Annotated in this window: 27 protein-coding genes; 25 read left to right on the top strand and 2 right to left on the bottom strand. The window is 47.7% G+C overall.

Annotated elements, in window-relative coordinates:
- Positions 1–73: 73 nt before the first annotated feature.
- From ACQKPA_RS00135 to ACQKPA_RS00070, 14 genes are all read left to right on the top strand, one after another.
- Positions 74–796: a class I SAM-dependent DNA methyltransferase gene (locus ACQKPA_RS00135; RefSeq protein ID WP_427488382.1), complete on the top strand. Its 723-nt coding sequence runs from the start codon at positions 74–76 to the stop codon at positions 794–796.
- A gap of 283 nt (positions 797–1,079) precedes the next feature.
- Positions 1,080–1,292, top strand: a complete 213-nt coding sequence (locus tag ACQKPA_RS00130; protein WP_427488380.1) for a GNAT family N-acetyltransferase — start codon at positions 1,080–1,082, stop codon at positions 1,290–1,292.
- A 49-nt stretch (positions 1,293–1,341) separates the two neighbouring features.
- Positions 1,342–1,998 (top strand): HAD family hydrolase, encoded by a 657-nt coding sequence (locus ACQKPA_RS00125; protein WP_427488378.1) that lies wholly within the window; start codon positions 1,342–1,344, stop codon positions 1,996–1,998.
- 24 nt (positions 1,999–2,022) lie between these two features.
- On the top strand, positions 2,023–2,217 hold the full coding sequence (locus ACQKPA_RS00120; protein WP_427488377.1) for a hypothetical protein: 195 nt from the start codon (positions 2,023–2,025) through the stop codon (positions 2,215–2,217).
- A gap of 22 nt (positions 2,218–2,239) precedes the next feature.
- On the top strand, positions 2,240–2,587 hold the full coding sequence (locus ACQKPA_RS00115; protein ID WP_427488376.1) for a GNAT family N-acetyltransferase: 348 nt from the start codon (positions 2,240–2,242) through the stop codon (positions 2,585–2,587).
- Positions 2,588–2,615: 28 nt separating this feature from the next.
- Positions 2,616–2,885, top strand: coding sequence for a hypothetical protein (locus ACQKPA_RS00110; RefSeq protein WP_427488374.1), 270 nt, complete (start codon positions 2,616–2,618; stop codon positions 2,883–2,885).
- A 66-nt stretch (positions 2,886–2,951) separates the two neighbouring features.
- Positions 2,952–3,650, top strand: a complete 699-nt coding sequence (locus tag ACQKPA_RS00105; RefSeq protein WP_427488372.1) for a YjjG family noncanonical pyrimidine nucleotidase — start codon at positions 2,952–2,954, stop codon at positions 3,648–3,650.
- Between the two features lie 144 nt (positions 3,651–3,794).
- Positions 3,795–4,442, top strand: a complete 648-nt coding sequence (locus ACQKPA_RS00100) for an HAD family hydrolase (RefSeq protein ID WP_427488370.1) — start codon at positions 3,795–3,797, stop codon at positions 4,440–4,442.
- A 329-nt stretch (positions 4,443–4,771) separates the two neighbouring features.
- Positions 4,772–5,389, top strand: coding sequence for a YqaA family protein (locus ACQKPA_RS00095; protein ID WP_427488368.1), 618 nt, complete (start codon positions 4,772–4,774; stop codon positions 5,387–5,389).
- Positions 5,389–5,925 carry a phosphatase PAP2 family protein gene (locus ACQKPA_RS00090; protein ID WP_194543254.1) on the top strand — a complete coding sequence of 179 codons (537 nt, stop codon included), beginning with the start codon at positions 5,389–5,391 and terminating at the stop codon, positions 5,923–5,925. Before ACQKPA_RS00095 ends, ACQKPA_RS00090 begins: the two co-directional genes overlap by 1 nt.
- A 22-nt stretch (positions 5,926–5,947) precedes the next feature.
- Complete coding sequence (locus tag ACQKPA_RS00085) at positions 5,948–7,189, top strand: MGDG synthase family glycosyltransferase (RefSeq protein ID WP_427488365.1); 1,242 nt, start codon at positions 5,948–5,950, stop codon at positions 7,187–7,189.
- Positions 7,190–7,207: 18 nt separating this feature from the next.
- On the top strand, positions 7,208–7,843 hold the full coding sequence (locus tag ACQKPA_RS00080) for a DedA family protein (protein WP_427488363.1): 636 nt from the start codon (positions 7,208–7,210) through the stop codon (positions 7,841–7,843).
- A 169-nt stretch (positions 7,844–8,012) separates the two neighbouring features.
- A complete protein-coding gene (locus tag ACQKPA_RS00075; RefSeq protein ID WP_427488361.1) occupies positions 8,013–8,378 on the top strand; it encodes a glyoxalase superfamily protein in 366 nt (121 codons plus the stop codon).
- On the top strand, positions 8,375–9,283 hold the full coding sequence (locus ACQKPA_RS00070) for a hypothetical protein (protein ID WP_427488359.1): 909 nt from the start codon (positions 8,375–8,377) through the stop codon (positions 9,281–9,283). The genes ACQKPA_RS00075 and ACQKPA_RS00070 overlap by 4 nt, the downstream gene beginning before the upstream one ends.
- A gap of 116 nt (positions 9,284–9,399) precedes the next feature.
- On the opposite strand, the gene ACQKPA_RS00065 is transcribed toward ACQKPA_RS00070, so the two are convergent.
- Positions 9,400–10,827 carry a PLP-dependent aminotransferase family protein gene (locus tag ACQKPA_RS00065; RefSeq protein ID WP_427488357.1) on the bottom strand — a complete coding sequence of 476 codons (1,428 nt, stop codon included), beginning with the start codon at positions 10,825–10,827 and terminating at the stop codon, positions 9,400–9,402.
- Between the two features lie 112 nt (positions 10,828–10,939).
- Between ACQKPA_RS00065 and ACQKPA_RS00060 the strand changes: the two genes are divergently transcribed.
- The 9 genes from ACQKPA_RS00060 (at position 10,940) to bshB2 (ending at position 18,480) form a co-directional block, all read left to right on the top strand.
- Complete coding sequence (locus tag ACQKPA_RS00060) at positions 10,940–11,920, top strand: aldo/keto reductase (RefSeq protein ID WP_427488355.1); 981 nt, start codon at positions 10,940–10,942, stop codon at positions 11,918–11,920.
- A gap of 60 nt (positions 11,921–11,980) precedes the next feature.
- The gene (locus tag ACQKPA_RS00055; RefSeq protein ID WP_427488353.1) at positions 11,981–12,505 is read left to right on the top strand and encodes a YfiT family bacillithiol transferase; all 525 of its coding nucleotides are present in this window, start codon (positions 11,981–11,983) and stop codon (positions 12,503–12,505) included.
- Positions 12,506–12,661: 156 nt separating this feature from the next.
- Positions 12,662–13,663, top strand: a complete 1,002-nt coding sequence (locus ACQKPA_RS00050) for a Gfo/Idh/MocA family protein (RefSeq protein ID WP_427488351.1) — start codon at positions 12,662–12,664, stop codon at positions 13,661–13,663.
- 30 nt (positions 13,664–13,693) lie between these two features.
- On the top strand, positions 13,694–14,641 hold the full coding sequence (locus ACQKPA_RS00045; RefSeq protein ID WP_427488349.1) for an AraC family transcriptional regulator: 948 nt from the start codon (positions 13,694–13,696) through the stop codon (positions 14,639–14,641).
- 14 nt (positions 14,642–14,655) lie between these two features.
- Positions 14,656–15,744, top strand: a complete 1,089-nt coding sequence (locus ACQKPA_RS00040) for a Gfo/Idh/MocA family protein (RefSeq protein WP_427488347.1) — start codon at positions 14,656–14,658, stop codon at positions 15,742–15,744.
- A gap of 190 nt (positions 15,745–15,934) precedes the next feature.
- Positions 15,935–16,729, top strand: coding sequence for a helix-turn-helix domain-containing protein (locus ACQKPA_RS00035; protein ID WP_427488345.1), 795 nt, complete (start codon positions 15,935–15,937; stop codon positions 16,727–16,729).
- Between the two features lie 134 nt (positions 16,730–16,863).
- Positions 16,864–17,355 (top strand): DUF523 domain-containing protein, encoded by a 492-nt coding sequence (locus tag ACQKPA_RS00030; RefSeq protein ID WP_427488343.1) that lies wholly within the window; start codon positions 16,864–16,866, stop codon positions 17,353–17,355.
- Positions 17,356–17,456: 101 nt separating this feature from the next.
- The gene (locus ACQKPA_RS00025) at positions 17,457–17,801 is read left to right on the top strand and encodes a YojF family protein (RefSeq protein ID WP_098746169.1); all 345 of its coding nucleotides are present in this window, start codon (positions 17,457–17,459) and stop codon (positions 17,799–17,801) included.
- Positions 17,802–17,823: 22 nt separating this feature from the next.
- Complete coding sequence (bshB2, locus tag ACQKPA_RS00020) at positions 17,824–18,480, top strand: bacillithiol biosynthesis deacetylase BshB2 (protein WP_427488340.1); 657 nt, start codon at positions 17,824–17,826, stop codon at positions 18,478–18,480.
- Between the two features lie 161 nt (positions 18,481–18,641).
- Here bshB2 and cdaS read toward each other — a convergent pair whose 3' ends face one another.
- Positions 18,642–19,259 carry a sporulation-specific diadenylate cyclase CdaS gene (gene cdaS, locus ACQKPA_RS00015; RefSeq protein WP_427488338.1) on the bottom strand — a complete coding sequence of 206 codons (618 nt, stop codon included), beginning with the start codon at positions 19,257–19,259 and terminating at the stop codon, positions 18,642–18,644.
- Positions 19,260–19,507: 248 nt separating this feature from the next.
- Between cdaS and ACQKPA_RS00010 the strand changes: the two genes are divergently transcribed.
- Positions 19,508–21,346 (top strand): assimilatory sulfite reductase (NADPH) flavoprotein subunit, encoded by a 1,839-nt coding sequence (locus ACQKPA_RS00010; protein ID WP_427488336.1) that lies wholly within the window; start codon positions 19,508–19,510, stop codon positions 21,344–21,346.
- Between the two features lie 36 nt (positions 21,347–21,382).
- On the top strand, positions 21,383–23,095 hold the full coding sequence (cysI, locus tag ACQKPA_RS00005) for an assimilatory sulfite reductase (NADPH) hemoprotein subunit (RefSeq protein ID WP_427488334.1): 1,713 nt from the start codon (positions 21,383–21,385) through the stop codon (positions 23,093–23,095).
- Positions 23,096–23,328 lie beyond the last annotated feature (233 nt).

Below are 23,328 nucleotides of genomic sequence, written 5' to 3'. Positions count from 1 at the left end.
GTTATCTAAGTAGGGTCTTTTTAGTCTACGAACTCTTATTTGGCTATAGATAAAGACGTGAAGGTTACTTACGATGTGGAAAGTTGGTGAACCCATGTTTGATTTATCGTCGAAATATTATGACGTGATTTACAGCTTTAAGGATTATGAGCAGGAGGCGCAGAAGGTCCGGGAGTATATAAAAAGACAGGGTAAGGATTACCGGACCGTACTCGACGTTGCCTGTGGAACCGCGGAACATGCCTTTTTCTTAAAGCAGCACTATGCGATCGATGGTATCGATTTAAATCCGGAATTCGTCTCGATCGCGAAGTCGAAAAATCCGGATGGTTATTATTCGGTTGCCGACATGACCCGTTTTCGCTTGAACCGGAAATATGATGTGATCCTATGTCTGTTCAGCTCCATCGGTTATGTGAAAACGCTGGAGCTGTTGGTGCAGACCCTTACGCAGTTTAAGGAGCATCTGAACGAGGAGGGTGTCATGCTGGTTGAGCCGTGGCTGACACCGGATGTCTGGACTGCCGGAAGAGTGGACACGATCATGACCGAGCATCGCGGGATCCATTTGAGCAGGATGTCCCATTCGGACCGCGATGGCGATATTTCGATCATGAGATTCGAGTATTTGTTTGGTAGCGAGCATGGAATCGAGCATTATACGGAGGAGCATCGGATGGGGCTCTTTACCGTGAAAGAGATGATCGAGGCATTCCAGGAAGCGGGCCTTGACGTGGAGCACGATCCAGAAGGCTTGATTGGAAGAGGCATGTATATCGCACGAAATATGAAGTAAGGAGGACCTTGTATTATGTACATCCATAGGCCGCTGGCAGACGAGGATTTATCAATGATATGCAGCTTTCCTCAGACGCCGGAGGAGCTGTTTTATGTGAGTCCCAGATCGGAGTTCCCTTGGACGCCGGAGCAAATCTTGAGTTTGTTGGAAAATCGATATGATCCCACGGTTATTGTTGAAAAATCTACAGCGCAGGTAGTCGCTTACGCGAATTTTTATGAGGATATTGATCCAATCTCTGTGGCTTGGGAATGTTATTGTTGCTCCGTCGCACAGGGGAATGGGAGTCGCGCAGAAGCTGTTACAGACCATGATGGATATAGCCAAAGAGAAATATGGATTGACTCGCTTCTTTCTTAGCTGCCATAATACCAATTCCAGAGGGCTTGTTTTTTATCATAAACTTGGTTTTGTGCCCTACGATGTCCGTATTACGACGTTAGATGATGATCGGAAGATGATTACCATTCAGATGATGCTGAATTTGGTCTGAGCCGGATGTGTTGTCCAGGCGGGTTCTTGAAGTGAAAGGGGAGCGAGTTATGTCCAACATTCAAGCGGTGCTGTTTGATTTTGATGGTACTTTAGCGGATACGCTGCCGCTCTCGTTTAAAGCGTTCCGGGCGGTTTTCTTGAAATATGAAGGTAAAACATTGACCGATGGGGAGATCGTGCAGATGTTTGGACCAACGGAGGAAGAGATTATTACTAAATATCTCTCGAATCCAGCCCATGTTGACGAAGCCGTAGCATATTATTACGAAGTTTTCGAGAAAGATTTTCTGAAGCATGTACAGGTTTCGGAAGCGATCCAGAATCTAATTTCGAAGCTGTGGAATTTACATATACCCATGGTCATTATTACGGGAAAAAGCAGAAGGTGCCTGGATATATGTCTTAGAAATCTGGAGCTGGGCGGCCTGTTTGCCGCTACCATCACGGGTGATGAGGTCGAACGATCCAAGCCGGATCCGGAAGGAATATTAAAAGCCGTTCAATTGTTGAGCCTGAGTACATCGGATGTGGTTTTTGTCGGCGACAGCGATGCCGATATAGCGGCAGGCAAATCAGCCCAGGTGTTCACCATTGGAGCGCATTGGTTTGATACTGTTCAGAATGCACAATTTGGCGTTGAGCCTGATGATATTTATACTCGGCCCGATCAGTTGATAGCCCTCGTCATGGGCCAGGGAACATGAGTCAATCAATACAGGAGGCTTAAATTGAACAACAAGACACATATCCATTCCCCAGGAAAGCCCTTCACGATTGAATGTGGGGACATCCTGCTCAGGGAATATATGGTGGAAGATCTTGATGCGATCTTTAAGATCACGCATGAACCGGAGATTAGACAGTTCCTGCTCGGTTGGGATGTCCCCAGGGAACAGCGGCTTCGAATGGTTAACCAACTATGAAATTGTGGAGAATCGACAGTCCTTGCAGGCTGTTCATAACGGCGGGGATGTGGGACAGCTGCGTCTGCGACTAGCCATGGTCTTGAAAGAAACAGGCGAATGTATCGGCTGGTGCATTACAGGTCCTAAGGAGGCGCTGCCCCAGCCCAATCGAGAAATGATGTACGGAATCTCTAATCAGCATTACAATAAGGGATATACAACCCAAGCTGTACGGGCATTAATCCAGTTCTTGTTCCGGAATACAAGCGAGCGTGAGCTGAGCGCTTTAGCCGTCGTTCATAATCATGCCTCCAATAAAGTGATCCAAAAATGCGGGTTTAAGTATGTGGGCGAAATTGAGCTAGCAGGAGCGGCATCATCTCTATAAACTCCGCAGAGAGAGTTAAGGAGGTATTATGAAACAGCTTGCCTTGGGTGTAGGAATCTTCATTTTGATCGAATTGCTGCTATTTATACTCTTGGGAGTAGATGAATGGATCATGCTCATACTAGCAGCAGGGGTAATCATTACATTATTATTGTTAATACTAGTTCGTCTAACGGAGCTGGTAAAGAGTAACAGGGATCATCTAATGCACCAACAAAGGCAAAAGATTCGGGAAATGAATGATCAATCCAGATTGCATTCGATGTCAGAGACTGTTTCGATGAGCCAAGATCAATAAAAAATGAAGAATCCGGAGTTAGGAAGAGTTATGCTCTGAAGATGACAGCATGTAAGGAGGGCAGCCGTGCGTTACAACGTTATTTTATTTGATGCAGATGAAACCTTATACGACTATGCCAAGTCGGAGGCTTTTGCGTTATCCGGCGTATTTGGCGAAATTGGTCAGGAGTGCACGGATGCCATCGTAGACAGCTACAGACGCATTAATCAGCAGTTGTGGAGTGATTTCGAGCAGGGGATCGTGACGCAGGGCGAATTGCGTACGGCCCGGTTCGAGCGGCTGTTGGCAGAACACGGCATTACGTGCGCCTTGGATGCCGATGCCTTTAGCGATGTTTACATAAAATATTTAGGGCAAGGCTCCTTCCTAATGGAAGGGGCGGAAGAGCTGTGCAGACAACTGACCGAGCGCGGTCAACGAATGGCAATCATCACGAACGGAATTAAGGAGGTGCAGTTTAACCGAATCAGCCGGTCGCCGTTATGCGATTACTTTGAATGCATCATTGTTTCGGAGGATGCAGGGTCCCAAAAGCCTCACGAAGGCATATTCGATTATGCCTTCGATAAGTTGAACCACCCCGACAAGAAGGAAGTTCTCATTGTCGGCGATTCATTAACCTCCGATATACAAGGAGGTATCCGTTACGGGATCGACACCTGCTGGTATAACCCGCTGCGCAAGGCAAACCCGGCAGCCATTCAACCTAAGTATGAGATTCATTCCCTTATGGAGCTGCACGATATCATTTCATTTGAGTGATCACTATGTATCCTGTACCCGATGCGGCTTCGTCGAAGTATTCAATCCCGATGTCCTCAGAGGCCATAAATCCGGAATGCTGGGAACGGTACTCGATATAATCTGGCGTTAACTAAAAAAACATTTCAATAAAGGAGCATGAACATGATACAGGCATTTATTTTTGACATGGATGGGGTCATTATTGACAGTGAACCGCTTCATTTTGAAGTCGATATTCAGGTGATGAACGATTATGGATCGGCAATAACTCATGAACAGCTGGAGAAGTATGTAGGCATGACCAATCCGGAGATGTGGGCAGCCATTAAAGATGAACATCAGCTTACCCAATCCGTTTCGGAAATCATTGAATACCAGTTGTCCAATAAAATCGAAATACTTACCTCACGGGAAATGGAGCCTATTGATGGGATCCGGGAGCTCCTTGCGGAGCTTAAGGCACGTAACATACCGGCAGCTATTGCATCATCATCGCCACCTGTATTTATTTCGGCCGTTTTGCGTAAGTTTGATCTCCTGGATCAATTTAAATGCGTTGTGAGCGGTGAAGAGGTGGAAAAGGGAAAACCGGCCCCGGATGTATATCTTAAGGCGGCTGAAATGCTCGGTGTGGACCCGGAGCATTGCATCGTGCTTGAGGATGCCCGGCATGGCGTGGCCGCAGCGAAGGCGGCTGGCATGACATGCATCGGCTTCGTAAACCCGAATTCGGGGAATCAGGACTTATCGCAGGCCGATCATGTGGTGAACTCGATCCGAGAGGTCGCGCAAATTTGTGAATTTGAATAGTTCATGGTCTTGTAACTTGGCAGTTTGGCCGCATTGCGGCTAAGCTGTTTTTTTGTTTTTGATCCAAATGGTTATAAACTCAACTTATTGATCATAAAACTCGTTTATACTATATCTACTATATTATATCTACTATTAGTATCTAGACCTAAGTCTAGGTTCATTATCGTCTGAAGACGGAAGGCATCCTTCTCCAATCATGATATCCTTTCATTAACATGATTTCGGAGAGGAATGTGAACGGATGATTTCGATTTTAAATGTAACCAACGATATCGCACAGCATACGGGCTGCCAAGTAGGAAGCCTAGCAGAGGAGACAAGGCCTGATGGATTTTTTACGTAATTTAGGCGATATCGGATTATTTATTCATGCTATGATCGATGCGATTATTTTTCCGATTCCGGCTCTTTTCTCGCAATTGTCTTTAAGTGCATTGAGTCCAGACCGTGCGATCTGGCTTGCCACGATCGGATTTGTCGGCTGCCTGATCGGAACGCCGATTGGTTATGGAATCGGTAAGGTTTCCGGAAATTTGGTCTTAACCAAGATCATGAAGAAAAAATGGTACGATTCGGCCACCACATTGTTCACCAAGCATGGGGAAGCCGCTATTCTTGTCGGTGCGTTTACGCCGATTCCCTTCAAAATCTTCACCATCCTCTCCGGCTGTATGAGTTATCCTTTATGGAAACTGCTCAGCTATGCAGCCCTCGGGCGTGCCGTGAAATTCTATACCGTAGGTATACTGTTCTACGTGTACGGGCGTGCTGCAGAGCATATGGTGGACGGCGTACTTACGATAATTCTACTGTCTGTAGGTGCTCTGATAGGAGGGATCTGGCTGACGGTGCGCCTTATCAAGAACCGCAAGAAGAAACGTGCGGAGGTCCCTGTTCTGCAGGGTCCAAAAGATTCAACGGATGTAACGGCAGGTGAAGAGTGATGATAGAGCGATTGCGAAGATTTGATCATCGGGTATTCGTCTGGTGTAACCAGACGATCAGCAACAGAGCCTTTGATCGGTTGTTCGGCGGAATCACCCACCTCGGTGGAGCCACCTTCACGATTCTGAGTGCACTGCTCATCGCCTGGGCAGCATTTGAAGCATGGGACATAACGGCATATCAGAGTGCCATTGCTTTAACCGTTAGCCATCTGATTGTTGTCCTCATCAAGAAGATCGTCAGAAGAGATCGTCCGTTTCGGGTTCTGGAGCAGGTGAAGATCGGAAATTTCCCATTGAAGGACTATTCCTTCCCGTCAGGACATACCACGGCGATCTTTGCCGTCATTACACCATTGCTGTTTCTGGTATCACCGCTGCCAACGATACTGCTGCTTATCCTGGCTGTTCTCGTCGGTCTATCCCGTATTTATTGGGGATATCATTACCCGACCGATTGTCTGGCAGGCAGTCTGATTGGATTCGGTTCAGGATGGCTGGTCGTTTACCTGATGCATGTCATTGGAATCACATAACGTTAGATAAGGAGTAATATTCATGAGATCCATAAATGAGCAAAAAATCATCATATTAACCGGAAGTCTGGGAGAGGGTCACAACCAGGCATCAAAGGCCATTGTGGAATCAGCAAAAAGAAACTACCCTCATCTGCGCGTTAAAGTCATTGATTATATGGAGTTAACCCATCCACGGCTGCATGTGGCCGGTCAGTTTTTCTTTGTACAGTGGATGAAGCATTTTCCATCCGTTTACGGCTATTTATTCCAAAAAACGCGCGAGGAAAACACGCTCATCCATATGCTGAAACGCTTCAGCACCTTCAGTCTTCACAAGCTTAGCACGATGCTGGAAACGGAAAATCCGGCTATCGTGATCAGTACGTTTCCGCCGGCAGCAGCTGGCATGTCTCTGCTGAAAGGGATGGGCTTTACCAATGTGCCGACGGCAACCGTCATGACGGACCATACGGATCACAGCTACTGGATACACGCTCATACGGATTATTACATGGTTGGTTCCGATGTGGTACAGGTTGCATTGGAGCGCAAAGGCGTGCCAAGCGAAAAGATTTCTGTAACCGGCATCCCCGTCAATCCGCTGTATAGTCAGCCAATGGATCCCGGACGGCTTCGAGCCCATTATGGCTTGCGTCCATCCGAGCAGGTCGTGTTGATCATGGGCGGCGGTGAAGGGATGATCGATAAAGAAATTATCGAACTATTAAAATCAAGGGCATACCCAAAGGATGTTCGATTTATGGTCGTGTGCGGCCGTAATGTGAAGTTATATCAAGCACTGCTGGAGGAGTTTGAAGGTCATCCGCAAATCACTGTAATGGGTTATGTGGATCGTATGCATGAATTGATGGCGATAGCGGACCTGATGGTGACAAAGCCTGGAGGACTCACGATTTCCGAGGCGTTAACGATGGAGCGGCCGATGCTGTTAGTAAAACCCTTGCCAGGCCAAGAGCAGGATAATGCGGATTATCTGGTTGGAATAGGCGTGGCACGGCAAGCCATGGCCGGTGAATTGAAGCACCAACTGCTGACATTAATTAAGAGTCCGTTCTTGTTGCAAGAGATGAAACGACAGGCCTCCTTGAACACGCATAAAGATTCGGCTTTGCTGGTCCTGACAAGACTGATGGATATACAGCAGAATCAGCGCTTTTCCCGTGAATGGTCTGAAGATGTGAATCCGGTGCCCTACGAGGTCCTGAACAGAGAAGTTTATGTGAATGATGCGCTACATCACTACTATGACAGCTATCGGTAAGATGAAGGAGTTTTCCCCATGAATTTGTTTGAATTGGTTGAGCAGTTATTTGAACAATATGGTTATCTAGTGTTACTGATTGGGCTCCCTCTTGATTTTATTGCTCTTCCAATTCCTCCTGGAAACAGCACATTGACCTATACCGGTTTTTTAACCTATAAAGGAATTATCGATATGGTTCCTGCAGTTGGTTCTGCTTTTATGGGAGCGGCCATGGGGTTAACCATCACCTATATCCTGGGATACAAGCTCGGGATGCCGCTTATCGAGCGCTATGGAAAATGGCTGTTTATCAAGCCGTCCCTTGTAGAGAAGACGCAGGCCTATTACAACAAGTATGGAAATAAGCTGCTCATTATATGTTTTTTCATACCCGGGGTCAGGCAGTTTATCGGGTATTTTATCGGCATGATTCGGGTTCCCTATCGGACGGTGTGGATGTACGGATATACGGGTGTGGCTGCATGGGTATTGGCTTTTTTCAGCATTGGTTTTATATTCGGCGAGCAGTGGCAGTACATTCTGAACGTGGTGGAGCATTACTTGAAAGTGATCTTTATTTGCCTGGCCAGCTCATTTGTCGTTTTGTTGGTGTGGAGTCGTATTAAACGCGAGAAGGCCAAGAAGTTAGCCAAAGTGACCAGGAATGAATAATTATAATTGAATACTTGCAAAAGATGGCCCAGCAACGTGGATGTATGGATCTGTGCTGGGTTTTTAGATTTAGGACGAGCCTGGCGGAATATATGATATATTCTAAATAAGTCAACGGCAGCGCATACATAACGAGTTAGAAAAATACGGTTTTAGTTAGGGGCAGACCATGAGCAAAGTCATACCTTTATTCAGGGTGTTAGATGAACCGAAGGCAAGGGAATTCTATATTCAATATCTTGGTTTTACCTTGGATTGGGAACACCGCTTTGACGATTCGGCACCGCTTTACATGCAAATATCAAAGGATTGGGTAACGATTCATTTGACGGAGCATTACGGTGACTGTTCTCCTGGAGCAGCCATTCGCGTGGAGATGGCGGGGATTGATGGGTTTCATGAACAGCTGTTAACCCAGAACTATCCGTATTCCAGACCCGGAATAGAGATTGCACCATGGAACAGCAAAGAGCTATGTATCACGGATCCATTCGGCAACCGAATCACTTTCTACGAGGAGTTTGAACCCAAGTGAAGAAGCTAAACAGGATGCGATTTGAACAAGCCAGGCAATATATGCTGCACCAGTCCAGGAACCTTGAACGGTCATTGTTCCGGTATGATTTCGAGAACGGGGCGTTTAAGGACGTGTTGACTGAGCTGGACAGCTATCAGAACGAGGACGGTGGATATGGTCATGGACTTGAGCCTGATCTTCGGTGCAAAGAGTCATCTGCTCTGGCAACAACCAGAGCGCTGGAGATTCTTCGGTTGATTCCAGATCATCCGGAGCGGAACGAACGGGTGATCTCCGCTTTAAAGTATCTCGAGCTTTCCTATGTGCCAGAACGGTCAGGGTGGGATATCATCCCTAAGGAAGCCGAGCAGTCTCCTAGGGCGATATGGTGGCAGTATGGTGCCTTCAAGGATCATTGGGGAAATCCGAATGCGGATATTATCGCCTATTTTATCGACGAGCGGGAATTGTACCCTTTGGAGTTTTTGGAATCAAGGATTGATTATGCTGTGAACTACCTGAAACAATCCAGCGATCTTCATGAAATGCATGAATTGTTTTGTTATTTGCGTTTGAACGAAAGATTGCCAAAAGAACAGGCGTCCGAGATCGGAGAAACACTTGAGATCTTCATGGATAACTGCATAAGCAGGGATCCTGGCAGCCGCGAGGGATACGGAGCAACGCCCCTCAGCATTATGGATTCGCCGGATTCGCCCTATTTTGCTAAATACCACGAGCTTCTTCCGCTGGAACTGGATGTGCTTATAGGGAATCAAGGGGAAGATGGTGCCTGGGAGCCCAATTGGAGCTGGTACCAGTACGAAGAGGTATGGCCGTTAGCCAAGGAGGAATGGAAGGGCGTTCTGACATGGAATGCACTTCGGACGCTGCGTAATTTTGAACGGATTGAGGGAATTTGACATCGAATCCCTGGATAAAACAGAAATGGCTCGGTTCCCATACAGCGGACGAGCCATTTTTTTAAATGTAGTGGGTGAAAGCATGAATCCATATAAAATCCATAATAAGTTAATATTCAAGTGAGTGTATTGCAAGAGGAAGCGAATAAGGAAAGTCGGCGTAATCCTTCCTCGATTTCTTCGGATGACAGGTTTCCGTATCCTAACACGATACCGGTTGAACGGAGGGGGCTAGAGGATGAGATCCTGTAATTCGATACAGGCTCAACACGGAACCCGTAAGAAGCCGTGTCATTCCATGGAAGAAGGGCGTAGGGCTGTGGATGGAAAATAATCTGAAGATGCATTCCCGCATCATCGCCGAGAATGGAAATATCTGCTCCGAATAAATGATGAAGCTGCTCCGTCATGACATTACGCCGTTTCTTGTACATTTTCTTCATCGTATGGATATGCCGTTCCAGATACCCGTCCAACATGAATTGGCTTAATGCTTTTTGAATGATGTACGGAGTATGTAAATTCAGTTTATCTTTCATTTCGGCAATGGTATCGGTTAGACTCGGTGGTACAATCATAAATCCGATCCGAAGGCTGGGAGACAGCGTTTTGCTGAATGTTCCTACATAGATAACTCTTGAAGGAGACAGCGTCTGTAGAGGAGGCACAGGGATCCCTCGAAGCCGGAACTCGCTGTCATAATCATCCTCAATAGCGAAAGAGTCGGCTGCCTCCAGCATCCCAATGATCTGATGCCTGCGCTGAATGGATAATACGCTGCCGGTTGGAAACTGATGTGATGGCGTTAATAAAACCAGATGACCTGGAGCGATACTCGACCAGGCGTCGACGCGCATTCCGCTATGATCAACCTCGACCGGAACAAGATGATAGTTCATCGTCTGAAAAATATCCCGGGTAATATCGATTGTCGGGTCTTCGATATAGATGGAATGAAACTTGGAAAATAACGATTTGGCAAGGAGAAGGAACCCTTCGGTGGCACCGGACACAATCACAATTTGTTCGGGTGAGCATTGGATGCCTTTAGCCCGGAATACATAGTCGCAAATCGCAGAGCGCAGAGTCGAATCACCCATGATGTGACCGTAATCATGGTCTTCATATTCGGAAGATTCAGTGGCTTCTTTCAAATACTTGGCCCAGATGTGTCGTGGAAACATGTTCCGATCGGGAACGCCCGTGGCAAAATCAATGACATGTTCATGCTTAGTGGTTATCTGCCTCTGGATCGGCTGCTTGCTCGAAGGGGGAGCGGTACGCGGATTGAGAGTGGGGATGATACCTTCCGCTACATAGGTGCCGGAGCCTACACGCCCCTCCAGATATCCTTCAGCCGTCAGCTGTTCATATACCTCAATGACGACATTACGCGCAATCCCCCATTCTTTTGCCAGAACGCGCGTAGGAAGCAGACGTGTTCCGGCTGTCAGTTGTCCCGATTCGATGATCCTTCGCAGCTGCTGACATATCTGACGGGTTACCGTCAGTTTAGATTCACGGTCGATATGAATGCCGTACACCGTATCCCTCCTCTAAATTGGTTCCTCCAAATTCGTTATTATTGGATCTCATCACAGACCATTCTCCTTATTATAATGATGACGAACCGATTCGAAAAGGGAGGAAATTACAATGAAACGAATGTTAGGCAGATCGCAAATATCGGTAAGTCCGCTCGGTCTCGGCTGCTGGGCTATAGGCGGGAAATTTACTTTGGACGGCTTGGCGGATGGCTGGGGAGAGGTGAACGAACGCGAATCCATAGCGGGGATTCACGCTGCGTTGGAACAGGGCGTTAACTTTTTTGATACTGCAGATGTATACGGAACGGGCCATAGTGAACGGGTCCTGGGCCAAGCGTTAAAGGGAAGACGGCAGGAAGCGGTGATTGCCACCAAATTCGGTTTTACGTATGATGAGTCAACCAAGGAGGTTTTTACTCGTCACAATGTTTCAGCGGATTATGTCCGTAGCGCTTGCGAGCGATCACTTCAACGCCTGGATACCGATTATATCGATGTCTATCAAATTCATGTAGGCGGATTAAGTCTAGGCGAGGTGGATGCCGTGATTGATACCTTGAACGATCTTCGTCGAGAAGGGCTGATCCGTACATATGGCTGGAGTACATGGGATGTGGCCAATGCCGAATGGTTTGCTCGTAAATCGGAAGCCGCGGCAATTCAACATGTGCTGAATGTTCTCAGTGACGACAAGGAGATGCTTGCACTTTGCGAGCGTTACGGTTTAGCAAGCATCAATAATACACCTTTGGCTATGGGGCTCTTAAGCGGGAAATTCAATCATGACTCCAGATTCAGTGATCAAGATGTAAGGGGGAGCGGTCACGATTGGGTTTCCTATTTCAAGGATGGTAAACCCGTACCATCGTTTCTGGCTAAACTTGAGGCGGTCCGGGAGATTTTAACCAGTGAAGATCGGACTTTAGTGCAAGGGGCGCTGGCATGGATTTGGGGAAGAAGCCACGTCGCGATCCCGATTCCGGGTTTTAAAACGAGGAAGCAAGTAGAGGAATTGACTGGGGCTGCTCTTTTCGGACCACTATCGGACGGACAAATGAAGGAAATTGAAGATATCATGGGCTCGTTGTAAAATGCTATTATCATTACCATACGAATTATTCAAAAAATGATGGTCAAGGAGTGAGGAAGCGTGGATTTGAGATACCCGATAGGACAATTTGAATGGGAAGGGCCATCGACGCCTGAACAAAGGGAGCTCTGGATTCAAGAGATTAAGAGCCTGCCGGAGAAACTGAGGGCTGCCGTGCAGGGGCTAAGCCAGGAACAGCTGGATTTATCATATCGAGATGGAGGCTGGAGCATTCGACAGGTCATTCACCATCTGGCTGACAGTCATATGAACAGCTATATCCGGTTCAAACTTGCTTTAACGGAAGACAACCCAACGATTAAGCCTTATGACGAGCAGAAGTGGGCAGCCCTTCAGGATTCAATGACGGTGGACGTTGAAACATCACTCGTTTTGATTGATGGCATACACGCCAGATGGGCCGCGTTATTAAACATCATGAGTAACGAAGACTATCTCAGAACGTTCTATCACCCCGAGAACCGGCAAAAAACCAGCCTGGAATACGCCACGGGCATGTACGCCTGGCATGGGAAGCACCATACTGCACATATCACGTCTGCAAGAGAACGATTGAAATTTTAGTTGTTAGACATCCCGCTCCGTCACCTGGCGGAGTTTTTCTTTGTCATCATGTCGTGATATCTAACTTGATTGTCGCAATTTTACACTGTGAATCGGGCGGTTCGTGTGATAGATTAATGGCATGATGTCTTAATATTAGATACTGAGGTGACGAGAATGATTAGAATCGGAAAAATTAGTTATTGGCATGTACACGCGTGGGATTATACGAAACAAGCGCAGGAGCATCCGGATGCTCAAATCGTAGCGGTATGGGATGAGAATCCAGAGCGGGGAAGAGAAGCTGCAGAGAAGCAAGGCGTGCCTTTTTATGAGTCCCTGGACGACATGCTGCAAAGTGACGATATCGATGCCGTGATCGTGGATGCTCCGACATCCATGCATAGAGAAGTCATGTTGAAAGCCGCGGCGGCAGGCAAACACATTTTCACGGAAAAAGTAATTGCGGCCACCCTGCAAGAGGTCAACGATATCATCAATGCCGTGAATAAGAACCAAGTCAAATTCACGGTATCGCTACCGCGGCTGAATGACGGCTATACCTTGGCAATCCGCGAGGTATTGCAGCAAGAGCTGCTCGGCACCGTAACACTCGTTCGCGTACGCTTGTCTCATAATGGCGCGACTGCCGGTTGGCTGCCTGAGCATTTCTACAGCCTGGAGGAGTGCCGTGGAGGCGCATTAATCGATCTGGGCTGCCATCCGATGTATTTGACACGCTTGTTCCTCGGTGAAGAAGCGGTTGATGTCCATGCGAATTTCGGATACATCACGGGTAAAGAGGTGGAAGACAACGCCGTTGCTACGCTCTCTACGGCTACAGGGGCTGTCGGTGTGGTAGAAGCCGGATTTGTTAACAGCTTCTCGCCATTTACGATTGAAATTCATGGTACGGATGGAACGATCCTGTACGGAACGCCTGACAACAAGCTTCTGATTCGTTCAACGAAAAAAGAAGAGTACAAGGATGCTTGGGTTGAGCTGCCGGTACCGGCGAATCGTGCAAGTGCATTTGAACAATGGATTTCCCATATTCAAGAAGATACCATCGCAGAGGAAAATATCGCATATGCGGTTGAACTAACCAAACTAATGGAAGCATCCAACCGTTCGGCCAAAGAGCATCGCGCCATTCGTTTGGATGAACTGCAAGCATAAGAGTATAAGATACAGGGATGATGCATCAGGATGAATAACCATTTTCCATACGAATTGATGAAAGATCGGCAGGATGCCTTGGAGCGACTTGACCTGAGAGTTTATTGGGGACGTTATGAGATCCGGGTTCTTCGGTTTCATCTCACCACCTTCCCGCCAGGAAAGATCGTCTCCTTCCACAAGCATGCGGAGTATGAATTTCATTTCATACCCCGCGGCAAGGGGACCGTTATTATGGAAGAGGAGCCTTATGCGCTGCGGGAAGGCATGTTTTATCTAACGGGTCCGAATGTGCTTCATTATCAAGAGGCGGATGCAGCGGAGCCGATGGACGAATTATGTCTGCACGTGGACATTATTCCGCGCGATGAGGTATCCGATCATGAGAGTCCGGCACTGCCTGCTTCGGATCCATGGGAAATGGCCGAAGCCGATGACTGTATGGAGAAGCTGAGAGGATTACCGCTGAAGCCAACGATGGATATCCATCGTGCGATGCCGTATTTCCTTGAGGCTTATCAGGCTTCTCAAGAGAAGTATTCGGGTCTGTATACAACGATTAAGCAGTGCATTATTCAGATTCTGCTGCGCGCAGTACGCGCACATGAATCCGAGCCATCGGAAGCGGAACTGCCTTCACGGGATATGAAGGCTTACCGCTATCAATTGGCACTGGAGTATATTCATGCGAACTCTTCGGGAGAGGTTGTATTGGATGACGTCGCGGAGAAGCTGCATATCAGCTCAAGACAGCTGCAGCGAATATTCAAGGAGCAAGCGGAAGGGCAGTCCTTCAGCGAAATACTGGAGCATGTCCGGCTTGAAGCCGTATGCAGGAAGCTGATCGATACCAATTGGTCGATTGATAAAATCGCCATCCACGAAGGCTTCTCAAGCGGAAGTTATTTGCATACCGTGTTTCGAAAGAGATATGGATATACGCCATCAACATATCGGGCAATGAATGTGAAATTGTAGGGGGAGTATCAGTCATGAGCAAAACCATTCGAATTGGAATTATTGGAAGCGGCGGCATTGCGGGGGAGCATGCAAAATATTATAAACAAATTGATGATGTGCAGATTGTCGCCGTAGCTGATATTTTACCAGGCAGAGCCGATCAATTTATTGAGCGCTGGGGACTTCAGGGAGCGATCGGATTTGATGATCACCGCAGATTGTTGGATCTCGACCTGGATGGCGTGAGCATCTGTACGCCAAACGTTGCGCATTATAGCACCACGGTTGATGCGCTGTCAGCGGGCAAACACGTAATGCTCGAGAAACCGATGTCGGTCACGTTGGATGAAGCCATCGAGATGGTTCAGATTTCGAAGAAAACCGGAAATATGCTCAATGTGGGCTTCCAGCCGCGTTATGATCCGAATATGGGCATCATTAAGAATCTGATTCAAAAGGGCGAGCTTGGAAAAGTGTATTATGTGGAAACCGGAGGCGGCCGCCGCCGTGGAATGCCGGGTGGAACGTTTGTCCGGCAGGAGATTTCAGGGGCAGGCGCCATGGCGGACATTGGCTGTTATTCCTTGGACATGGCCCTGAACGCGCTTGGATATCCCAAGCCGTTAACGGTATCCGCGTATACATCGAATTATTTTGGAACAAACCCCAAATACCACTCCGAATCCGGCGCGTTTAATGTTGAGGATTTCGGCGTAGCGATGGTTCGATTCGAAGGAGACCTTGTGCTTAACTTTAAAACGTCATGGGCTATGCATATGGATACGCTGGGGGCAACGATGTTCCTGGGCACGGATGCGGGCATGAAGATTACACCGGCAGGTTCAGGCCCTTGGAGCGGTGTGTGGGACGGGAAGGTAGGATCAATCTCCATGTTCCATGATATCCAAGGTCATCATACCGAAAGCGCCATACCGCTGGTCCACCATGATCTTAACGTATTTCAGGAGAAAATCAAGGATTTCGTAAGCGCTGTGCGCGAAGGCAAGCCTGCGCCGATCCCGGGAGAGCAGGTGCTTCGGAATCAAGCGATTCTGGACGGCATTTTGCGTTCTTCCCAGAGCAAAAAAGAGGTTGAGATTCATATTCCGGACTTGGATTGATGGTGAGAAAGCCGCGCTTGCAGCGCGGCTTTTTTTTATGTGAATGATTATACTTGCAAGGTGATATTTTTAACATATAAAGCTTCCATTTTTTAGATGGATATGATAGTATGAATGCGAACAGTTGTTCTTCGAACGTTTTGGATTGAACCCATACATAATATCCGGAATGAAGGATGGTGCAGACCTGATGACTGATCGATATGCTGAAATCGATGAGGTAATCGCGTATATTCACAAAAATATTGATGAGCCCCTTCCGTTATCGACACTGGCGGATTACATTGGATACAGCCCATATCATTTTTCACGTATATTTAAGGATCGAATCGGTCTGCCTCCATTATATTATGTGTCCTCGCTTCGTTTAGAGAAGGCGAAGGACTTGCTCTTACATACACATCTGAGTATCCGGGATATCGCCATGGAGATCGGTCAGCAGAGTCTGGGCACATTTACGACACGCTTCACGGAAAGAGTAGGCGTGACCCCTTCCCAGTTTCGAAACTCGAAGGAAGAAGCCGACGAGCATTTGTCATCCCTGCAGAAACTGAACAGCTGGCGTGACTCCATTCCGGTCGAGAATCCCAATCTCACTGTTGAAGGCACGGTAGAGGCGATGGCTCCATTTCAGGGTGTCATCTTGATCGGGCTGTTTGCCAAGCCGATTCCCGAAGGGCTTCCCTTATATGGAACTTTGTTATCTTCCGTCGGCTCGTTTCGGTTCGGCGACGTCAGACCCGGAACGTATTATCTGATGGCTACATCGGTTCCATGGGGCATGCAGGCGGTCGATTTTTTGCTTCCGAAGTCTACCACACTGCGTACCCGTTCGAAGGAACCGATTATCGTTACCCCAAACGCTAAGACTCCGCATCTTCATGTAACTCTGCATGTTCCCCGGCTGGATGATCCGCCGATTTTGATTTCTTTGCCATTATTAATGAATCACTTCCTCAAAAGGGTTGCTCCCATGTTACGTTAGATAAATGATATGATCGGTACCCTATGCATTTCGTTGACATTTGAGTTCCGATTCCTGATACTAAAATGAGAGCAAATGGCTTAGGCAGTAGTATGCAGTAAATAGGTTAGAACGAGAGATTTGAGGTGGCCTTTGTGATTGTTGTAAGCTCATGTTTAGCCGGTTTGAAGGTTCGTTATAACGCTACGGACAGCTTGGATACGAATATTCAGCAGCTGCTTGAAGCGAAGAAAGCCGTGACCGTATGTCCCGAACTGCTTGGCGGATTCTCAACTCCACGAGAGCCTGCGGAGATCGTTGGAGGAAACGGCGATGACGTACTGGCAGGGAATGCTAGAGTGGTTGAGTTATCCGGGAAAGACGTGACGGAGATGTATTTAAAAGGTGCATACCAAGCCCTTCGAATGGCACAAGAGCTCGGAGCTTTGCTGATCGTACTGAAAGAGAGCAGTCCTTCCTGCGGAAGTGCCATGATTTATAATGGAGAATTTGCCAATGAGAAGATAGCCGGTTATGGGGTGACTACGGCTCTGCTGCGCAGGGAAGGTTATACGGTTATTTCGGAGCACGACCTTAGAACCTATGCAGTACAGCCGGAATACGCCTCTCTTTTTGCTGTGAGTTAATATGATGATCGGGTTCGTGTAATTTCGTCCTGCTCTATAATTATGATAGAATGATGCTATCGACTGCTTGCATGTTGTGATTCTTTATATTGGAGGGAAATATGGAACTCATAAATCAAACCGAAGTGCAACAAATGATTGATAAATTGAAGGATCAGGATTTATATATTCATCTTGAGATGACGACAGGCGCTTACGCTGCCCATTATGACAGCACGAAGCACCCCGCAGCTAACTTTATTACGAATGCAACCATTCGTTACAGCCACGGTTCGATATCCGGTAATGGCCCCTATCGGGTTGGATTGAAAATGAGCCAAGGCTGGGTGTATACGGAAGGACTCACCCATTTCGAACAGACGGATACCGATCGGCTGATCATGGCGGGTCATGACAGTCAGGGCAAACTGGTTGTCGCTTTGCAGTTGAGCCGGGAGCCTTTTTAATAGAGAGAGGAGACGAGGATTGATGGAGCAAAACATACTGGTCGTATTGCCGCACCCGGATGATGAAGCATTTGGTTTGTCCGGTACGCTGGCTAAATATATTATGGAAGGCGCTCATGTTACCTATGCCTGCTTAACGCTTGGGGAGATGGGCCGTAATATGGGCATTCCACCGTTTGCGAACCGTATCACGCTTCCAACCATTCGCAAAGCAGAGCTGGAGGAATCCTGCAAAGCGATAGGCATACAGGATTTGAGATTGCTTGGTTTCCATGATAAAACGATTGAATTCGAGGATCAAAATAACCTGGATAGCGTGATTGCCTCTCTGCTGCAGGAGATAAAGCCATCGCTGGTGTTCACGTTTTACCCTGGATATAGCGTACACCCTGACCATGACGCCACGGGCGCGGCCGTAATCCGCACGATTCAGCGGATGCCGGCCGGAGATAGACCTGTCGTTCAATGTCTGGCATTCTCCAACAATTGTGAGCAAGAATTGGGTAAACCGGATGTTTATCAAGATGTATCCATGTTCATGGTACAGAAGCTGAACTCCATTCAAGCCCATCGCTCTCAATTCCAGGCAGCGGAGCTGCTGGGTAAGAAACAGATGAAGGCCAAGGAAGTGGAGCAGCGCTTCGGTACGGAACGTTTCTGGACCTATACATTTGCATAAAAATTCCACCATGGGATGATCCATAAAAAGAGCCGCAGAATCAGCATCTGCGGCTCTTTTGCATGGTTTGGAATCAAGTGCTTTTTTTGTAGATGGGAGCCTTCAAGGAAGTTTTCACTGCATTTGCTATCTAGGAGGAGGCTCTACATAAGCATTAAATATTAGGGGCTGCTGATGGATAAAGGATAGAGTGTGCCCTCCATGCAGAAGGAAGTCTTGCCCGTCTCCTCCGATACAACGAGTACCAAGGCATCGCTGATTTCGGACAAGCCAATGGCTGCACGGTGACGCGTGCCGAGCTTACGATCCCCATACGTTTTGGCTGTTAACGGCAGCACGTTCGCGGCTGAAATAATCATTTCTTTACGTACGAGCACGGCTCCATCGTGCAGCGGGCTGTCTGGAACGAATATGGATTCAAGCAGGGGACTTGTGATTTCTGCAGACAAGGGAATACCTGGCGTCATTAACGAATCAAGCCCATCTTCCCGTTGAATCACAATGAGCGCACCCCGTTTTTTTTGACTGAGATGATATATGGATTTAGCGATTTCTTGATATTTGCTGGTGAAGGGGAAGAGAAAACAATTGAGATAATACGTAGAAGAAATCGATTCGGCTTCTAAGAATTTTGTTCTGACAAGATCCAGCTCACCCAGCAGACATGAACTGTCCTGGTCCAGGTTGACGATGATACGCTGTAATTGTCTCGTGATATCCGTGAGCTGTTCCTTCAATTTGTTTTTCAGTGGGGTAAAATTGCAATCATGATTTAACATCCGATATCTTCCTCCTTATCATTGGTATCATTGCCATTCGAAGATATCGATATTCTCTATAGTAAGCATGTTTGGTTTTACTTATAGTTAAGCCCGGAAAATCGATTTATTAGTAAAACTGATAAATGCTATAAGAACATTGTAATTGACCGGTCCAGGTAAGCTGTGATAGGTTCAGAGGAGTAATAAAATTAATTGTATCGTAATAGTAGGAATTAATAATGTGCGCTTTCGAGAGGTGGATATTGTTGGAACTTCAAGTAATGAACAGTCCTTTTAATCAGGAGCAGGTGGAACTGCTGAACCGCCTACTGCCTACACTGACGGAATCCCAGCGGACCTGGCTCAGCGGATTCATCGCTGCATTACAGGGAACGGCAGCCGCAGCAGCAGTTGCGGCAGCACCACAAGCGAACACGTTAGCTGCTGTATCGGCACCGGTGGCGACGGCTACTAAAGAAGTCACAGTCCTGTACGGATCACAGACAGGCAATGGTCATGGATTATCGAAAAAGTTATCGAAGAAGCTGGAAGAGGTTGGCCTGCGGGTCACGATGTCTTCTATGAGCGATTTTAAACCAAATAACCTGAAGAAATTGCAGAATCTCCTGATTATTGTCAGTACGCATGGAGAGGGAGAGCCGCCGGATAATGCTATACCATTCTATGAATTTCTGCATAGCAAGCGGGCACCTCAGGTAGATCATCTTCAATATTCCGTACTGGCGCTGGGGGATACCTCGTATGAATTTTTCTGCCAAACGGGTAAAGATTTCGACAAACGGCTCGAGGAATTGGGCGGCAAGCGACTGACGCCAAGAGTCGATTGCGATGTGGACTTTGATGAGTCGGCTGCAGAATGGATGAATCAGGTTCTTCAATCGTTGAATGAGGCTGGTTCGGGATCATCCGTTGTCGAAAAAGGGAGTGCGGTTGCCCTGAGCGATAGTACGGAATCGGAATTTTCGAGAAGCAATCCATTTCAAGCGGAAATCCTTGAGAATCTGAATTTGAATGGAAGAGGATCCGACCGTGAAACTCGTCATATCGAAATTTCTCTTGAAGGATCGAATTTGCAGTACGAGCCGGGCGACAGCTTAGGAGTCTATCCGGAAAACCATCCGCAGCTGGTGGATGACCTCATCGCTGCAATGGGATGGAATGCTGATGAAGTGGTCGTTATTAATAAACAAGGTGAAGCGCGAGCTCTTCGGGATGCCTTGCTCCGTCACTACGAAATTACCGTTCTCACGAAACCATTGATCGAGCAAGTGGTTAAAATTTCAGGGAATGAAGGACTTCGGACATTGCTGGAGCCAGGTAATGAGCAAGAATTGCGCACCTATATCGAGGAACGGGATTTGCTTGATCTGGTACAGGATTATGGCCTGCAGCAAGTGGCGGCAAGCGATTTTGTATCCATATTGCGCAAAATTCCTGCCCGATTGTACTCGATTGCCAGCAGCTCCAAAGCCTTCCCTGATGAAGTTCATGTTACCGTTCGAACGGTGCGATATGAAGCACATGGCCGCCGCCGCTACGGCGTATGCTCCGTGCAATTGGCGGAACGTCTGAAAGCGGGCGATACGCTGCCGGTATACATTCAGCATAACCCGAACTTTAAGCTGCCCGAGAATCCGGACACCCCGATCATTATGATCGGACCCGGTACAGGCGTGGCACCTTTCAGAGCCTTTCTGGGAGAACGGGAAGAGACGGGGGCAGAAGGGAAATCATGGTTGTTCTACGGAGACCAGCATTTCTCGACGGACTTCCTCTATCAGATTGAATGGCAGCGTTGGTTGAAGGATGGAGTATTGACGCGCATGGATGTTGCTTTCTCACGGGATACGGACAAAAAAGTGTACGTACAGCACCGCATGCTGGAGAAGAGCAAGGATTTATATCAGTGGCTCCAAGAAGGAGCTTGCGTCTATGTCTGCGGCGATGAGAAGAAGATGGCTCATGATGTGCATTCTGCGTTGGGGTCTATTCTCGAACAAGAAGGCCGGATGAGTCCGGAAGAAGCTGCGGAATATTTGACGCTCATGCAGCAACAGAAACGTTATCAGCGGGATGTGTATTAAGATCACCCCTGTGGTTGCGAGAGGAGAAAAAGGAACATGTCTGATAATAATCTAGTATCACCCCATAGTGCGCCGCACAGTGATGTTGAGGACATCAAGCGTCGAAGCAACTATCTGCGTGGCAGTCTTGTAGAGACCTTAGAGGATCGCATAACGGGGTCGATTCCGGAAGACGATAACCGGCTGATGAAATTTCACGGCAGTTATATGCAGGATGACCGGGATTTGCGTAACGAACGACATAAGCAAAAGCTGGAACCCGCGTACCAGTTCATGCTGCGTGTTCGCGCCGCTGGCGGTGTCGTGACTCCGGAGCAATGGCTGATGATGGACCGTGTAGCCCAAAAGTACGCCAACGGGACGATTCGTTTGACCACACGCCAATCCTTTCAGCTTCATGGCGTATTGAAGTGGAATATGAAGAGCACCATTCAAGAAGTGAATGAAGCCATGCTTAGCACATTGGCTGCTTGCGGCGACGTCAACCGTAACGTGATGTGCAATCCGAACCCCTATCAATCCGAAATTCATTCGGAGGTTTACGAATGGGCACGAATGCTTAGCAGTCATCTCGATCCGCGCTCGCGTGCGTATCATGAGATTTGGCTAGACGGCGAGAAGATCGTAGACAGCCTACAAGAGGGGGAAGAGCAGGAGCCGATCTACGGCCCGGTGTACCTGCCGCGAAAATTTAAGATCGGGATGGCCGTGCCGCCATCCAATGATGTAGATGTATTTTCCCAAGACCTTGGCTTCATTGCAATCATTGAGGATGGACAATTGAAAGGCTTTAACGTTTCGGTAGGCGGTGGCATGGGGATGACGCACGGTGATTCGTTAACCTATCCTCAAGTGGCGAAAGTCATTGGTTTCTGCAAACCCGAGCAGATCGTTGACTTGGCCGAGAAGACGGTGATGATTCAACGTGATTACGGAGACCGCGCGGTGCGCAAGCATGCCCGATTCAAATATACGATTGATGATCGCGGTATCGACTGGTTTGTCAACGAGCTGACCAGCCGTCTGGGCTGGAAGCTGGAGGAGGCAAAACCGTTTCATTTTGATCATAACGGAGACCGCTACGGCTGGGTTAAAGGCAGCAATGGCAAATGGCATTTTACGCTGTTCATCCAAAACGGACGTGTGAAAGACGAATCCGATTACCTGCTGATGACAGGTCTGCGCGAAATCGCTCAAATCCATAATGGAGATTTTCGTCTGACGGCCAATCAGAATCTGATCATTGCTAATGTCAGCAGCCATAAAAAGAAAAAGATTGAAGACCTCATCAAGCGTTATGGACTTACGGACGGTAATCATTATTCTGCCCTGAGACGAAATTCCATGGCATGCGTAGCCTTACCGACATGTGGATTGGCTATGGCCGAATCCGAGCGATATCTGCCGACGTTACTGGATAAAATCGATGTCATTCTGGAAGAGAACGGCCTTCGCGAAGAGGATATCGTCATTCGAATGACCGGATGCCCGAACGGGTGCGCCAGACCGATGCTGGCCGAAATCGCATTTATCGGAAAGGCGCCTGGCAAATATAACATGTACCTGGGTGGCGGTTTCTCCGGACACCGGCTGAACAAGCTGTATAAGGAAAACATCGGAGAGGCCGAGATTTTGGATTCCCTTCGTCCCCTCATGAAGCAATATGCACAAGAACGCGAGCAAGGCGAGCATTTCGGTGACTTTGTTATTCGGGCCGGCTATGTGAAGGAAGTATTGGACGGACAATAATTTCACGCGTAAGATGCTCAGTTATCAACAAACCGGAGTTCTTCTTGAGAAGAGCTCCGGTTTTTTTATTATGGCTTTAGCCAGTTGAGCGCGTGAAACGCGCGAAACAAAAAAACCACCCGCTATGCGGGTGGAGGGATCAGCGGTTTTACCACTAAGACCATTCCGATAAAATTGAGATGTTCAGGCTCAAAGAAAGGAATGGTCTTAAATGGCAAACAAGAGCTACAGCC

This window comes from Paenibacillus sp. NPDC093718 (assembly GCF_050279985.1).
Taxonomy (GTDB): Bacteria; Bacillota; Bacilli; order Paenibacillales; family Paenibacillaceae; genus Paenibacillus_AQ.
Note: the sequence above shows the minus strand (reverse complement) of the source record. Positions and strands in the feature narration are given on the sequence as shown.